The organism is Corynebacterium sp. HMSC065H09 (assembly GCF_001812845.1).
Classification (GTDB): domain Bacteria; phylum Actinomycetota; class Actinomycetes; order Mycobacteriales; family Mycobacteriaceae; genus Corynebacterium; species Corynebacterium jeikeium_D.
In genome coordinates this window covers 71,896-85,476 of record NZ_KV810576.1, presented here as the reverse complement: position 1 = coordinate 85,476, position 13,581 = coordinate 71,896, and the positions used below count along the sequence as shown (strand labels likewise).

Sequence of the window (13,581 nt, the reverse complement as noted above, 5' to 3'; positions counted from 1 at the left end):
TCCCGTTAGAGATGACCGCGTTGTGGTGTGGAAAGAGGTCTTGGCGTAGTGATTAAGAAATCGCTGTCACAGATAAGGGACTTTCTGAGGACTCCGGGGTCAGTGGAGATGGTCATTGCGCTGATCCTCACTGCTCTCGATGCGCTAATTTTCCGCGAGAGCAACTCTGATCTATTGTTGCCGACCATTATCGGTGGCCTTCAGGTCATTCTTGTTGCAGTGGCGACGTATTTGCCGCTCTTTGCCATGGTGGTTGTCCCAGCGAATTTCTTGGCGTTGACTTTCCTTCCCACAGAGCAGGCTCCAATGCAGATTTTCTGCGCGCTTCTCATCGTGGAAGTGATGCGTGCTAACAACAACAAGATGCCGGCGAGAATCACTGCGTTGCTGTTGTTGGTGATTTCAAACTACGACGTAAACACAAGTACTTTCGCACGCGACCATGTCGCGACCTTTGTGACAACACTGCTTTTTGTGATTGCCTACGCCATCGGCATGATGCGCAGCCGCTACAAAGAACAACGCCGGCGGGCAACGATTGAATCTAACCGCGCTCTGGAAGAACAACGCCTTGAGTTGGCGACCGTACTGCACGACTCCACCGCCAAGTCCTTTACTCGCGTAACCATGCTGGCGCAGGCGCTCGCCATCGAGCGAGAAGGGTCCGATGAAAAACTTGAAGAATCCCTGGAGGACATCGCAGAGACCTCCCGAGAAGGCCTGCTACAGCTTCGCCAGTTGCTTTCATTGCTGAAATCAGCTGACGACGAGAGTTCTTTGACCTCAGCTATCGGCCAGGATGAGCGAGTTCCCAGCATGAACAAGGTGCTCCAACAGGCCAAGGATGAACTGCAGGAAGCTGGGTTTAACGTTTCGCTGGCCACGAAGATTGAAACCGAGCCCTCTTTGACGCAGATTTCAGAGGTTATCTCGCCGGCGCTGTCGGAGTTCTGCACGAACATTCAGAAGTACGGCGAACCGCAAACGAACGTTCACATTCTGGCGCTGAGCAATGAGGAAGATGGCTTCACGCTCGACATCAGCAATCAGATATCGAAGGCGCTACCGCATTTTCTGCCGCGGGCGATGCTCTCGAGCGGTTTGGGGCTTTCCTCACTGCATCGGCGAGTGCGACCGTGGGACGGTTCCATCACGTCAGAACGAGAAGGAAATGTGTGGAATTGCAAACTCCACATGCCACCTACCAACCAGTAGGTTACGCTAGCGTAAGATTGATGTAGTAGCCGCCTGTGACGAAGATATCTCTCGAAAAGTCCTGGTTAGCGTAGTAATATCACACGATGACAGATATTGTTCGGTTTTTATAACTTCTATGAAAGGTTCGCGGATGTCTGACATTAAGGTTCTCATTGTCGACGACGACCCACTCGTACTCTCGACGCTGCGAACCTATTTCAAGAAGGCACCGCATATCACCGTGGTCGATGAAGCCAGCGATGGCCACGAAGCTCTCAACATTATTGCCCGTGGTGGCGTTGACGTAGTTTTGACCGATATTCATATGCCCAACATGGACGGCGTTGAGCTACTTGAGCGCATTAAGAAGGTGGAGAATCCACCGAAATTCATCGCTATCACCTCATTTGATACCGATGAAACAATGCTGAAAATCTTGAGTCTCGGCGGAAATGGCTACATTCTCAAAACTGCCCGCCCGGAATCTGTCATTGGCACCGTTGAAGATGTCTTCCAGGGTGGCACCGTCATCTCGCCGATTTCTGCGACTCGGCTGATTAAAACTCTGCCGTCCCGCAACATTTCCTCGTACAAGATTACTCAAGCCGAGCGAGAGGTTCTCGGCCTAATCTGCCGCGGTAAGTCAAACCACGACATCGCCAAGGAACTCGGCAAGTCGCCGGGCACTATCAAGAAGCACCTCTCCAGCATGTTCAATAAGTTTGGAGCTACCTCTCGCCTGGACCTGGCGCTGAAAGCAATAGATGCGGGCTTCCACCCGCCGGCATCCGCTGCCGCAGAATAACCAGAGGCTCTGAGATTTGGCCGGGTAGCGGCTCTGAATCGAGCCTTTGCAAGCCCGAGATAGATAGCAAAAAGGGGCATATTCGCTTTCGTGAATATGCCCCTTTTACCCGTGCTGAGTGTGGAGAGAGAACTGTGTAACTACTGGATGGTCACCTCGACATGTCGCTCGCGCGGAGCCACACCGAAGTAGCTGCGCCCAATTGGCTCCCACGTCTTCGAGTTGGCGTTGCAGCGAACTGTCTGTCCGGCGAACTCGTCAACCAGGAATCCCCAGCTCAGACGACCAGTTTCACCCTTGCGCACTTCGTATGGTCCGATCTTCTGCCCGAGGCTCCAAACCATCTCTCGGGAGTATTCCCAGGAGTACTTGCGGTTGAGCTCCTTACTGACCTTCACGCTGACAGAGATATTGGTCCACCACTTCTTGGTCTTGGACTCCTTGATGGTCTGCGTCAGCGGAATCGGCTCATCACCGATGTCATTCTTCGTAGAGACAACGCCCTCAACGTCGTAGCGAGAGCCGGTGATTTCCACGAACTCAGCCACCGAACCCGGAGCTTCACAAGTGGTTCCCGGTGCCGGACCGCGGTCAACTGCCGCCGGCTTGGGCACTGGTACCCACTCCTCCGGCGCGAACGGTTCACCGGCTCCTGGATTCGGGGCGGCCACCGCTGTCGGAGCACCGAGTCCGAGCGCAAAGACCGTCGTCAAGCACATGGCGACAACACGCTTTTTCATAACTGCTCCTAGTCGTTAATCGTGGCGGATGCCGGGCCGCCGTCACCGGAGTTACCGCTGACAGGCGCCCACTGCTGACGGTGCTCGCCCTCCTTGGTGGTCTTGTGCCAGACCACGAAGCGAGTCGACGGCCCCTTGCCGTTGTACTCACCGAAGTAGGGCTCACCGCGCCACAGGCCGGTCTTCTGGTCACAGGTGCGAACACGGCCAATGAAGGACTTCATGTGCACGCCGTAGTCTGCGCGAACAGTCTCACCGGGGTTGACGGTCACCGGGCCCAGCTTGTCGCCAACCGACCACTGACTGACCTCGACGATGCCGTACTTGTTCTTCACCCCGTGGAGGAACACGTCCCACATATTTCCGGAGCTCATGGCCTTCACAGACTCGTTGACTCCCTCTGTCACCTCGAGGGTGTACTGAATAGGGCGGTCAGTGCGGTTGGTGAATGAGTTAGTGCCGTTGTAGCGGTCCCATTCGTCGGTAATCCACTGCTCCCAGGGGTGACGCTTGGCATCCTTGACCGGGTCACACTTATCCGTGTTGGTGAAACCGGTGTGGTGCTCATCTTGGTCAGGGGTCTGGGTCAGCGGGGTCGCCGCGACCTGTCCAACGATGCCTGGCGCAAGAAGACTTGCACCCATCACCGCGCAGGCCAGGGCCTTCTTTTTCACGCTCAACATGGAGAAACTTCCTTCTACTTCGAGGCTTTAGGGGCTCTGGCCGCCTTAAACGGCGTACTCCTTGACCTGCGGAGCAGCACCGTCGACGGAGCGATCAGCTTCGTTGGCGCGCATGGAAACGCGAATGTGACGCTCCTTCGGGATGGTGCCCCAGTACGGACGACCCGCGTCAATCCACTTTCCGCCCTTACAGGTCAGGTGAGTACCTTCGAAGGACTGATTCAGGAAGCCATACTCCAGAACACCGGTGTAGCCAGGCTTGACTGGGTACGGGCCGAGGGTCTGGCCAACTTCCCAGGTCTGAGTGGACTGGTAGCCGGCGCTAAAGGTGACATGGAAGAGCTTGAGCAGGTCGAAGTCGACCGAACCGCCGACGTTCCAGGACTTGGTCTTGCCCTCCTTCAGGGTCTGGGTCAGCGGCAGGTCGGTGTCGCCGTAGTTAGCGACAGTCGCAGTACCTTCGACCTCGAACTTCGAGCCGGTGATCTTCAGGGACTGGCCGGACTGGCCTTCAACGGAGCAGGTGCCACCGACGGTGCCCGGGGTAGGGGCTGGGGCAGCTTCCGCCATCGGGGCGACAGCCAGCGAGGACATGGTAACCAGGGCTGCAATGGAGCCGGAGAGCAGGGTCTTCTTCACGGCGAAATCCTTTCAGGATGTGACGAGCAACTCGTAAGGAAATACTTGAACTGACACCTGCAAAGGTAAGTCGAAATTCAGCGTTTTGTAATGGAAAATTTTCGACTGACTTTACGACGGCCGCAGCGATTATCCACATAGTAAAAATGGAATCCCACCGATTTCTGTCACGCGAAAATACGACATCTAATTGACCCTGACCAGCAATTATGGGCGCAACAATAAGATTTCGTCGATCAATTTAAACGCATTAGAACTACGCCTTTTGAACCAATTCAAAAATGCCTCGGTCGGCCACTTGGTACTAGACAATCAACATTTCGGCCACTAGCCCACCTACATAAAGACACCAGAGAGTAGCCGAATGGCCACCCCCAGGCGCGGGCAGGTAGAGAGACCTCCACACTTCACACTCTTGATTAAATAGTTATGATTTCTTTATTAATCACTGGCGAAGTCCGGCAGTCCACAAAGCCCTGACACTTTGCCGAGGCAGATATCTTTCGGAGTACTACCTAATGTTTCGACGCACTTCCGTTCTTGCTACCACCATTGTATCCGCAGCACTTTCCCTGAGCGCGCTGACCGGCGCTCCGGCCGCTACCGCAGCACCGACAGCTACAACCAGCAGCGACGACCTGCAGGTTAAGGAATACGCTCTTTCCGATACCTTCTCTTGCGACTACTACAACCTCCCGTGGTGCCGCTAAAGAGCGCTGACCCCCTACCCCTCCTCTGCCGCCCCTTCACGTGAGCGCGGCTACTTCGCGGTGCCGTCGAGCCCCTCTAGCAGTGTGGCAAAATCCGTGACATTAGTATCCACCCGCGTGTTTGTACTGCGTCGCTGGTTCGGCTCGCCAACACCCCGATTCCCCTCGCTGGCCCCGCCCGCTGAATGCTCCGCACCCTTTTCTTCAGCTTCGTTCCCAAAATCTGGACCAAAACCGACTACGGCCGAGCGAACACCGACAAGGTACTCGGCAAGCTCACGAGCTGCACGCACCACGCGATTATTCATCTCCGCGCCGGACACTCCGCCGGCGCCATTTCCGGCACCATCGCCAGCACCAAAGTCCTCAGTGGCTGCAAATACAGCAGTCGGCATAACCGTGCCGCGCAGGTAGCTAAACAGCGGACGCATCGCATACTCCAGCACCAACGAATGTCGTGCTGTGCCAGCCGTCGCAGCAATAATGACCGGCATGGAAGTCAGCGCATCCTTATCCAGGGCGTCGAAAAACATCTTGAACAACCCAGAGTAGGACGCTGCGAACACCGGGGTCGCGGCAATCAATCCATCAGCACCGCTGACAGTATCGAGGGCGGCGCGCAATTTTTCGTCGTAAAGCCCTGTGGACATCACAGTGCCGAGGCTGACAGCGAGTTCGCGCAGCTCGACGTACTCAACTTGGACCCCCTCGCCACGCTTGGAGACCTGCGCCTCGACGGCCTCCGCGATGCGGTCGGCAAGGATGCGCGTGGTTGATGGATCGGAAACACCGGCACTTACGACGACGAGCTTTTTCACTACTGATTCCTTTCAGCCGGGCGGACGAGAAGGTGCGGGGAATCTGCGCCCTCGGCAACCAGCGAGGCATGCGTCGGCGGGTCGGAAGGCACGTGCGCCGGACGGCGGCGCTCGAACTCTTCACGCAGGACCGGAACGATTTCGGTTCCCAGGATTTCAACCTGCTCCAACGCCATTTCCAGCGGCAGGCCGGCGTGATCGATAAGGAAGAGCTGACGCTGGTAGTCGCCAACGGCGTCTGCATAGCCCAGGTAACGTTCGATGATTTGCTCAGGCGTGCCGACGGTCAGTGGAGTGATGTTCTCGAATTCTTCCAGAGATGGCCCATGTCCATAGACCGGGGCATTGTCGAAGTATGGGCGGAAAATCTCCTTGGCCTTCTTCTCCGTCTCAGCGGCGAAGACCTGACCGCCAAGCCCGACGATTGCCTGATCAGCAGCACCATGACCGTAGTGCTCATAGCGCTGGCGGTAGAGATTGACCATGGCTGTGGTGTGCTCGATATTCCAGAAAATGTGATTATGGAAGAAGCCGTCCCCATAGAAGGCGGCCTGCTCAGCAATCTCAGTGGAGCGGATTGAGCCGTGCCACACGAAAGGTGCTACACCGTCGAGCGGGCGCGGTGTGGACGTAAATGACTGCAGCGGAGTGCGGAATTGACCTTGCCAATCCACATTCTCCTCACGCCAAAGGGTGCGCAGCAGGTGATAGTTCTCGATGGCCAGCGGAATTCCCTTGCGAATATCCTTGCCAAACCACGGATAAACCGGCCCGGTGTTGCCGCGGCCCATCATCAGATCAATGCGACCTTCGGAAAGGTGCTGGAGGTAGGCGTAATCCTCGGCGATGCGCACGGGGTCGGTGGTGGTAATCAGCGTTGTCGAGGTCGACAGAATCAGATTTTCGGTCTGTGCTGTGAGGTTGGCTAATAAAATCGGCGGATTCGCCGGTGCCACAAACGGTGGATTGTGGTGCTGGCCAGTAGCAAATACATCGAGGCCGACCTCTTCGGCCTTCTTCGCTAGGGCGACAGTTGCCTTAATGCGCTCATGTTCAGTAGGGATTTGTCCAGTCGTGGGATCTTTTGTGACGTCGCCAATTGTAAAAATTCCGAATTGCATAATTCTCAATCCTAAATAGCAGTTGTTGACATGTCAACGCCTGTTATGCTGGGCATAAGCACTTAAAACGACTCCATATGAACCGCCTCCAACCAAAGGAGCCTCGCCCAGCCATGACAAAACCCCGAACCGATCGCCCGACCGGATGTGCGCTTCTAAAAAATATTCGGCATTTTCTTTGACCTTTGTTGACACATCATCACATCTAGAGTTATCGTTGACACGTCAACACCGGAAGTTGGTTCCGGCGGACAAAAATACTTCGAAACATTCGAGATACTTTTAACTTTTAGGAGATTCACTATGGCTCTTCAGTCTGGCAACTACGTTCTTGATGCACAGCACTCCACCGTTGGATTCACCGTTCGTCACGCAATGATCACTAAGGTCCACGGTCAGTTCACTGAGTTTGAGTCCGTTATTAATTTTGATGCCGACAAGCCGGAGAATTCCACGGCAAAGGCGACCATTCAGGCGAACTCCATCAACACCAACAATGAAGAGCGCGACAACCACCTGCGCTCGAAGGACTTCTTCGGCACCGACGAAAACCCGACCTTCGAATTCGTTTCCACCGCTATCGAGCTCCAGAGCGAAGAAAAGGCCACCGTTACCGGCGACCTAACCATCAACGGCATCACCAAGCCGGTCACCCTGGATGTCGACATTTTCGGCTCCGCTGAAGACCCATGGGGTCAGACTCGCGTTGGCTTCGAGGCAGCCACCAAGATTGACCGCACCGATTTCGGCATCGATTACAACGCTCCTATTAAGACTGGCGGCCTGCTCCTTGGCAACGAGATTTCCCTGCAGATCGACGGCTCCGCAGTTAAGCAGTAACTAGCAGCCAGAACCCCAGCTGCCCGCACCCCAGTAAAGCGTCCTGCATCCTCATGCAGGGCGCTTTTGCGCAATCAATGTGCAATTAATCTGCCCCCCGCTGTGAGAAAAGCATGGTGCGGGAGCAAAAAAGTGGCATGCTTAGACAGGTGAGTTCCAGTAAAGACACTTCCCAGGGCACCGAAACCACCAACGAGACAACGCAGGACGCTCAGGCTGCGCAGGCCGCTCAGGCCGAGCAGTCCCGTGCTGCCCGTGTTGCCGCCCGTCGTGGAAACATCAGGGCACCTCGCCGCACTCCACTGAAGACACTGGACCAATCCTCCAAGCTGCAGAACGTCCTCTACGACATTCGCGGTCCGGTGACTACTCTCGCCGAACAGATGGAGGCCGACGGCCACCGCATCATGATGCTCAACACCGGCAATCCGGCAAAGTTCGGCTTTGATGCACCTGACACCATCGTGCAGGACATGGTCCGCGCCCTCCCCCACGCACAGGGCTACTCCGAGTCCAAGGGTATTTACTCCGCACGCCGTGCCGTCGTCACGCGCTATGAGATGGACCCGGACTTCCCCCGTTTCGACGTCAACGACGTCTGGCTGGGCAACGGCGTCTCCGAGCTGATTTCCATCACCACGCAGGCGCTGCTCAACGAGGGCGATGAGGTCCTCATTCCAGCTCCGGATTACCCGCTCTGGACTGCAGCAACCACCCTCGCCGGCGGCAAGGCCGTCCACTACACGTGCGATGAGGAGAATAACTGGGCCCCGGATGTCGAAGACATTCGCTCGAAGGTGACGGATCGCACGAAGGCTATTGTCATCATCAACCCGAACAATCCGACCGGCGCGGTCTACACACGCCAGACGCTCGAAGCCATCGTCGATATCGCTCGTGAGCACTCACTCCTGCTGCTTTCCGACGAAATCTACGACCGCATCCTCTACGACGATGCAGAGCACATTTCCACTGCCTCCTTGGCCCCGGATTTGCTCTGTATCACCTTCAACGGCCTGTCCAAGACCTACCGTGTGGCCGGTTACCGCGCGGGCTGGATGGTGCTGACTGGCCCGAAGCGCCACGCAGAGGGCTTTATCGAGGGCATCAACTTGCTGGCCAGCACCCGTCTATGCCCGAATGTCCCTGCTCAACACGGCATTCAGGTGGCACTCGGCGGCTACCAGTCCATCGAGGACTTGATCTTGCCAGGCGGTCGCCTGCTGGAGCAGCGCAATGTCGCCTACGAGGGACTGACCTCAATTCCGGGCGTAAGCTGCGTGAAGCCGATGGGAGCAATGTACGCATTCCCGAAGCTGGATCCGAACGTCTACGAAATTCACGATGACGAGAAGCTGATGCTCGACATCCTGCGTGAAGAGAAGATCCTGATGGTCGGCGGCTCTGGCTTCAACTACCCGACGCCGGATCACTTCCGAATTGTCACCCTGCCGTGGGCACGCGACCTGAAGGAAGCTATCGAGCGCCTAGGCAACTTCCTGGTCAGCTACAAGCAATAGCAGTACTTAAGGTTGCGCACGCTACTGGTTCTGCCCTTCTCACATATCGATGCGCTATTCACTTATGGACACACTGGAGCGCATCGATGAGTGAGTATTGCATCGATAGGTGGGCCATAGCGCTGATGACTACGGCTCGGCGCGCCGGAATGGCGGTACGCCTTCCGGTGCTGGTGCAGCGATTAGGTTATTAAGGGTGGGCAGGCATTCAAAAGATTCAATGAACTCTGACAACCAGCAACCTTTTCGCGTTGCTCCGGGTTCCGACATAGGTGCGCATCTCGACGTACTGAAGAACTCGAACAACGGCTCCCCTACCGGCCGGTTCCGGGCTGTCAATGCCGCGAATCAACCCAACTCTGCAACTTCGGCTGCCCCAGCACGACATGCAGAGCCTGCCGCACATTCAAAACCAGCACCGGCACGGCAAAACGAACCTGCGCAAGCCAAACCAAAACCAACGAAACCGCGGCACAACCCCACAAGAGCACGTCGCTTGCTGGCCACAGTTCTCACAGTTGCTGGTATTGCCACTTTCCTCGCAGTGATTGGGCTCTGGCCATCGGGTGAAGCTCCGAGCCCAGGGCCGGGATTCCTGCAGTCACAGACGTCAGCTGCAGAGACGGTTAAGGGAACCGTCGTAAAGCACAGCGTCGGCGCGTGCAATTCGCCTGACAACGGACGCGTCTTCGATGACCAGCCGCGGCCAGGACTGGCGGCCTCCCTCAATGACCCCGCGGCGCCGAAGTGCCAGCTCTCGGTCATTGAGCTGACCTCGGGTCCAGACGAGGGCAAGAAGACTCTGCTGGAAGCATCCGGCCTTCCCGGCGAGATTGAGCTGGCGGAGGGCGACAAGGTCGTCCTGGCAATTCACCGTCCAAACGCTGCCGGTACCGGAGCTGTCGACAATGGTGCCGTGCCGAATCCGGGGTTGATGACACCACCTCCCGGCATTGTTCCCGCGCCTGCCCCTGAGGGCGCAGAGGATGCGCCTGCACCAGCCCCAGAGACTCCCGCACCGGCTCCGGCACCAGCTCCGGCTCCGGAGCAGGAACCAGCACCTGAATCCGGCGCAGAAGCTCCTGCTGCTCCTGCTCCACCCGCACCACCTGCCCCCGAGGCTCCCGCGGCCGACACTAACGTCGTCGACCTCGCACCTCATCAGGTTGTCGACACCGCTAGCATCGGGAACACCTACACCTTCCTGGACATGGATCGCACCACGACAATCTGGTTGTGGCTCGGCGCGGCAGTACTTCTCATCATCCTCGTCGGCATGACTCGCGGGGTCTTGAGCCTCATTGGTCTTGGCATCACGTTGGCCGCAGTGATGGGATTTCTGGTTCCGGCACTGCTACGCGGCGGCGATTCTGTGGCCTTAGCCATCACGGCGGGCGCGGCGATTCTCTTCCCTGTGCTCTTCCTCGTTCATGGCATCAACTGGAAGTCAGCTTCCGCACTGGCGGGAACACTCACCACGATGGTGCTGGCGGCGGGCCTGGCCAACCTCGCAATCTCCACGTCGCAGCTACGTGGTCTCGGCAACGAGGACAACCTACTTATTCAGCTTTACCTGCCTGACGTCTCCGTCACAGGTCTGCTTCTGGCGGGATTCATCATCGGCGCGTTGGGTGTGCTTAACGACGTCACCATCGCCCAGGCCTCTACCGTCCAGGAGCTCTACGAAGCAGCTCCGCGGTCGCGGCCTATGGAGGTCTTCCGTTCGGCAATGCGCGTCGGTCGCGACCACATCGCGTCGATGGTCTACACACTGGTACTGGCGTACCTCGGCACCGCACTGCCGCTATCGATTTTGTTAAGCGTCTCCGACCGGCCGCTGATGCAGTCGTTGACCTCCGATGTAGTGGCCACAGAGCTGCTGCGTTCCACCATCGGTGCGGTCGCTTTGGTACTCGCGGTGCCGATTACCACCCTCATCGCCGCCTATACCGTGGCTCCGGAGGGTATGAAGTTCCCGAAGCGCTCGAGAGCGGCCAGTATTTAGCCGCGGCCGAGGCAGGTGACGTCCCAGCCTGCGGCACGCCACTGATCGGTTGGCAGGCAGTTGCGGCCGTCAAGGACCGCTGCGCGCTTGACCAGTTTCTTCGCAGCCACCGGGTCGATGTCGCGGAACTGCTGCCACTCGGTGGCGACGACAACCATCTCCGAGCCTTCCAGAGCTGCTTCGATGCTCGGTGCGTACTCCAAGGTCGGGAAATTCTTCTTGGCGTTCTCCATGGCCTGTGGGTCGTAAACGCTCACCGAAGCGCCTGCCAACGACAGCGAACCGGCAATCGACAGCGCCGGGGAGTCACGCACATCGTCAGAGTTCGGCTTGAAAGCCGCACCCAGCACAGTCACGGTGTGACCGAGCAACGAGCCACCGAAGCTGCCGCGTACCAGGTCAACGGTCTTTTCACGGCGACGCATGTTGATTGCATCGACCTCGCGCAGGAAAGTCAGCGCCTGGTCAACGCCCAGCTCACCAGCGCGGGCCATGAATGCGCGGATATCCTTCGGCAGGCAACCGCCGCCGAAGCCCAGCCCCGCATTGAGGAAGCGGCGGCCAATTCGAGCGTCCATACCGATGGCGTCGGCAAGCGTGGTGATATCCGCACCTGTGACCTCACAGATTTCAGAGACCGCGTTGATGAAGGAAATCTTGGTGGCGAGGAATGCATTCGCCGACACCTTCACCAGCTCTGCGGTGGCGGTGTCCGCGACGATAAACGGCGTCTCACGCTCAAAGATAGGGCCGAAGCACTCGCGCAGGCTGTCCTCAGCGATTGACTCGACCTCCTGACCAGCACCATTGAGGATCATGCCCGGCTTCTGGGTGCCCAGCACCACACGGTCCGGCTCCAGGGTGTCCTTTACCGCGAAGCCCTCGCGCAGGAACTCCGGGTTCCAGGCGATCTCGAGGCTGGTGTTCTTCAACTGCTCATCACCGGCTGCGGCGCGCTCACCGATCATCTTCGCAGCCAGCTCCTGCAGGCGCGGTGCGGTACCGACGGGCACAGTGGACTTACCAAACACTAAATGCTTGCCGACGACGCGCTTAGCCAATTCGGTAATAGCTGCGTCCACATAGCGAACATCGGCGGCGTACGAGCCCTTAACCTGCGGAGTTCCGACACCTACGAAGTGGACGTTCGCAAATTCAACGGCTTCGTCGTAGTTAGTGGTGAAACGTAGTCGCCCCGACTCAACGTGCTTCTTTAGCAGTTCGGGCAAGCCAGGCTCAAAGAAAGGAACTTGACCTGCGGACAATGCCTCAATCTTGGCGGGATCAACATCTACGCCGAGAACCTCGTGGCCTAACTCCGCCATTGCCGCGGCATGAGTGGCGCCAAGGTAACCCGTACCAATAACCGTAATACGCATAAGGGCTATTATTTATCGAAAGATAAAAGGCCCTCAAGCCGATTTAACCCTTAAATGGTGTGAACTAAAGGCCCATATTTAGGCTTTTCACCTGCGGAAACTCTTTATTGAACAATTGTTTCCATTTCTTCACCGAGAATTCACTCGGGGCTATTCACAATTCATTTATATTCCGAGTTCATATCCCGAGTTTCAGGTGCCTTATTCCTCATCACGGAAGTTCAGGTACGCACGCGACGGCGTCGGGCCGCGCTGCCCCTGATACTTCGAACCGAGCTTGCCGGAACCGTAAGGCACTTCTGCCGGCGAGGACATCTTGAACAGTGCCAGCTGGCCGACCTTCATATTTGGCCACAGTGCGATAGGCAAGTTCGCCACATTGGATAGCTCCAGCGTGATGTGACCTGAAAACCCTGGATCAATAAAGCCGGCGGTCGAGTGCGTTGCCAGGCCCAGACGCCCCAGCGAAGACTTACCTTCCAGGCGGCCTGCCAAGTTCGGAGGAATAGTGAAGTACTCCAGGGTCGATGCCAGGACGAACTCGCCCGGGTGAAGAATGAAGGGCTGCCCTTCTGGAACCTCGTGCGGGGACGTCAGTTCTTCCTGCGGCAACTTCGGATCGATGTGCGTGTACTGCGAGTTGTTAAAAACTCGGAAGAACTTGTCCAGACGCACGTCGATGGACGAAGGCTGAATCATCTTCGGGTCAAAAGGATCAATGCCGAGATGGCCGGAGCCTTCGGCATCGATAGCGGCACGAATATCACGATCTGAGAGCAACACATAGACCAGCTTAACCGCTCTGTAATGCACAGCGTGCGCGGGTTGCAGGATATGCCCGCGATAAATTCAGCGGAGCTGCTGCCAACCAATTTTTTCGACGCGAATCGAGAGTGCTACATTGAAGTTACAGAGGGCGACTGATTTCCTGCATGCCACACCTACTGTGCCAATCCCGTGGCGTGCTTTTAATCATTCCGCCTACTGTGTGCCGATGTAGTTCAATGGTAGAACTCCTGCTTCCCAAGCAGGCGGCGCGGGTTCGATTCCCGTCATCGGCTCCACTTAGACGTCGAAAATGATAAGTAGGCGTTTGCGTTAGCGAGTATGCCCCAAGGGGGTCA

The 13,581-nt window shown here is 57.1% G+C and carries 13 protein-coding genes and 1 tRNA gene; 7 read left to right on the top strand and 7 right to left on the bottom strand.

The window, feature by feature from the left end; translation table 11 throughout:
* The first annotated feature begins 108 nt into the window (after positions 1-108).
* Both HMPREF2878_RS01630 and HMPREF2878_RS01625 read left to right on the top strand, forming a co-directional pair.
* Entirely contained in the window at positions 109-1,215 is a 1,107-nt protein-coding gene (locus tag HMPREF2878_RS01630) for a histidine kinase (protein WP_222867644.1), read from the top strand.
* Between the two features lie 133 nt (positions 1,216-1,348).
* Positions 1,349-2,002 (top strand): response regulator transcription factor, encoded by a 654-nt coding sequence (locus HMPREF2878_RS01625; RefSeq protein WP_016421571.1) that lies wholly within the window; start codon positions 1,349-1,351, stop codon positions 2,000-2,002.
* Positions 2,003-2,142: 140 nt separating this feature from the next.
* Here HMPREF2878_RS01625 and HMPREF2878_RS01620 read toward each other — a convergent pair whose 3' ends face one another.
* Genes HMPREF2878_RS01620 through HMPREF2878_RS01610 form a run of 3 tightly spaced genes read right to left on the bottom strand, consistent with a single transcriptional unit; the run spans position 2,143 to position 4,064 of the window.
* Positions 2,143-2,742 (bottom strand): hypothetical protein, encoded by a 600-nt coding sequence (locus tag HMPREF2878_RS01620; RefSeq protein ID WP_005511781.1) that lies wholly within the window; start codon positions 2,740-2,742, stop codon positions 2,143-2,145.
* A gap of 8 nt (positions 2,743-2,750) precedes the next feature.
* Positions 2,751-3,425 carry a hypothetical protein gene (locus HMPREF2878_RS01615; protein ID WP_070595699.1) on the bottom strand — a complete coding sequence of 225 codons (675 nt, stop codon included), beginning with the start codon at positions 3,423-3,425 and terminating at the stop codon, positions 2,751-2,753.
* 45 nt (positions 3,426-3,470) lie between these two features.
* Complete coding sequence (locus HMPREF2878_RS01610) at positions 3,471-4,064, bottom strand: hypothetical protein (RefSeq protein ID WP_016421574.1); 594 nt, start codon at positions 4,062-4,064, stop codon at positions 3,471-3,473.
* Between the two features lie 518 nt (positions 4,065-4,582).
* On the opposite strand from HMPREF2878_RS01610, the gene HMPREF2878_RS01605 reads away from it, so the two are divergent.
* Entirely contained in the window at positions 4,583-4,774 is a 192-nt protein-coding gene (locus tag HMPREF2878_RS01605) for a hypothetical protein (RefSeq protein ID WP_070652741.1), read from the top strand.
* Between the two features lie 50 nt (positions 4,775-4,824).
* Here HMPREF2878_RS01605 and HMPREF2878_RS01600 read toward each other — a convergent pair whose 3' ends face one another.
* Positions 4,825-5,592: an FMN reductase gene (locus tag HMPREF2878_RS01600; protein WP_049171746.1), complete on the bottom strand. Its 768-nt coding sequence runs from the start codon at positions 5,590-5,592 to the stop codon at positions 4,825-4,827.
* Positions 5,592-6,713: a CE1758 family FMN-dependent luciferase-like monooxygenase gene (locus HMPREF2878_RS01595; protein ID WP_070546015.1), complete on the bottom strand. Its 1,122-nt coding sequence runs from the start codon at positions 6,711-6,713 to the stop codon at positions 5,592-5,594. Before HMPREF2878_RS01595 ends, HMPREF2878_RS01600 begins: the two co-directional genes overlap by 1 nt.
* Before the next feature lie 303 nt (positions 6,714-7,016).
* Between HMPREF2878_RS01595 and HMPREF2878_RS01590 the strand changes: the two genes are divergently transcribed.
* The 3 genes from HMPREF2878_RS01590 (at position 7,017) to HMPREF2878_RS01580 (ending at position 11,078) form a co-directional block, all read left to right on the top strand.
* The gene (locus HMPREF2878_RS01590; RefSeq protein WP_016421578.1) at positions 7,017-7,553 is read left to right on the top strand and encodes a YceI family protein; all 537 of its coding nucleotides are present in this window, start codon (positions 7,017-7,019) and stop codon (positions 7,551-7,553) included.
* 149 nt (positions 7,554-7,702) lie between these two features.
* The gene (locus HMPREF2878_RS01585; RefSeq protein WP_370449407.1) at positions 7,703-9,073 is read left to right on the top strand and encodes a pyridoxal phosphate-dependent aminotransferase; all 1,371 of its coding nucleotides are present in this window, start codon (positions 7,703-7,705) and stop codon (positions 9,071-9,073) included.
* A 496-nt stretch (positions 9,074-9,569) separates the two neighbouring features.
* Positions 9,570-11,078 carry a YibE/F family protein gene (locus HMPREF2878_RS01580; protein WP_070652740.1) on the top strand — a complete coding sequence of 503 codons (1,509 nt, stop codon included), beginning with the start codon at positions 9,570-9,572 and terminating at the stop codon, positions 11,076-11,078.
* Here the strand turns inward: HMPREF2878_RS01580 and HMPREF2878_RS01575 are convergent.
* Complete coding sequence (locus HMPREF2878_RS01575; RefSeq protein ID WP_070607408.1) at positions 11,075-12,457, bottom strand: UDP-glucose dehydrogenase family protein; 1,383 nt, start codon at positions 12,455-12,457, stop codon at positions 11,075-11,077. The genes HMPREF2878_RS01580 and HMPREF2878_RS01575 overlap by 4 nt on opposite strands.
* A gap of 201 nt (positions 12,458-12,658) precedes the next feature.
* Positions 12,659-13,240: a dCTP deaminase gene (gene dcd, locus HMPREF2878_RS01570; protein WP_038626826.1), complete on the bottom strand. Its 582-nt coding sequence runs from the start codon at positions 13,238-13,240 to the stop codon at positions 12,659-12,661.
* A gap of 207 nt (positions 13,241-13,447) precedes the next feature.
* Between dcd and HMPREF2878_RS01565 the strand changes: the two genes are divergently transcribed.
* Positions 13,448-13,521: transfer RNA gene (locus HMPREF2878_RS01565), tRNA-Gly, on the top strand.
* Positions 13,522-13,581: the final 60 nt, after the last annotated feature.

Excerpts from the sequence above, each read along its gene's own strand:
- HMPREF2878_RS01575 (WP_070607408.1), bottom strand. The coding sequence starts at position 12,457 with ATGCGTATTACGGTTATTGGTACGGGTTACCTTGGCGCCACTCATGCC.
- HMPREF2878_RS01625 (WP_016421571.1), top strand. The coding sequence starts at position 1,349 with ATGTCTGACATTAAGGTTCTCATTGTCGACGACGACCCACTCGTACTC.
- HMPREF2878_RS01615 (WP_070595699.1), bottom strand. The coding sequence starts at position 3,425 with ATGTTGAGCGTGAAAAAGAAGGCCCTGGCCTGCGCGGTGATGGGTGCA.
- HMPREF2878_RS01590 (WP_016421578.1), top strand. The coding sequence starts at position 7,017 with ATGGCTCTTCAGTCTGGCAACTACGTTCTTGATGCACAGCACTCCACC.
- HMPREF2878_RS01605 (WP_070652741.1), top strand. The coding sequence starts at position 4,583 with ATGTTTCGACGCACTTCCGTTCTTGCTACCACCATTGTATCCGCAGCA.
- HMPREF2878_RS01595 (WP_070546015.1), bottom strand. The coding sequence starts at position 6,713 with ATGCAATTCGGAATTTTTACAATTGGCGACGTCACAAAAGATCCCACG.
- HMPREF2878_RS01630 (WP_222867644.1), top strand. The coding sequence starts at position 109 with ATGGTCATTGCGCTGATCCTCACTGCTCTCGATGCGCTAATTTTCCGC.
- HMPREF2878_RS01620 (WP_005511781.1), bottom strand. The coding sequence starts at position 2,742 with ATGAAAAAGCGTGTTGTCGCCATGTGCTTGACGACGGTCTTTGCGCTC.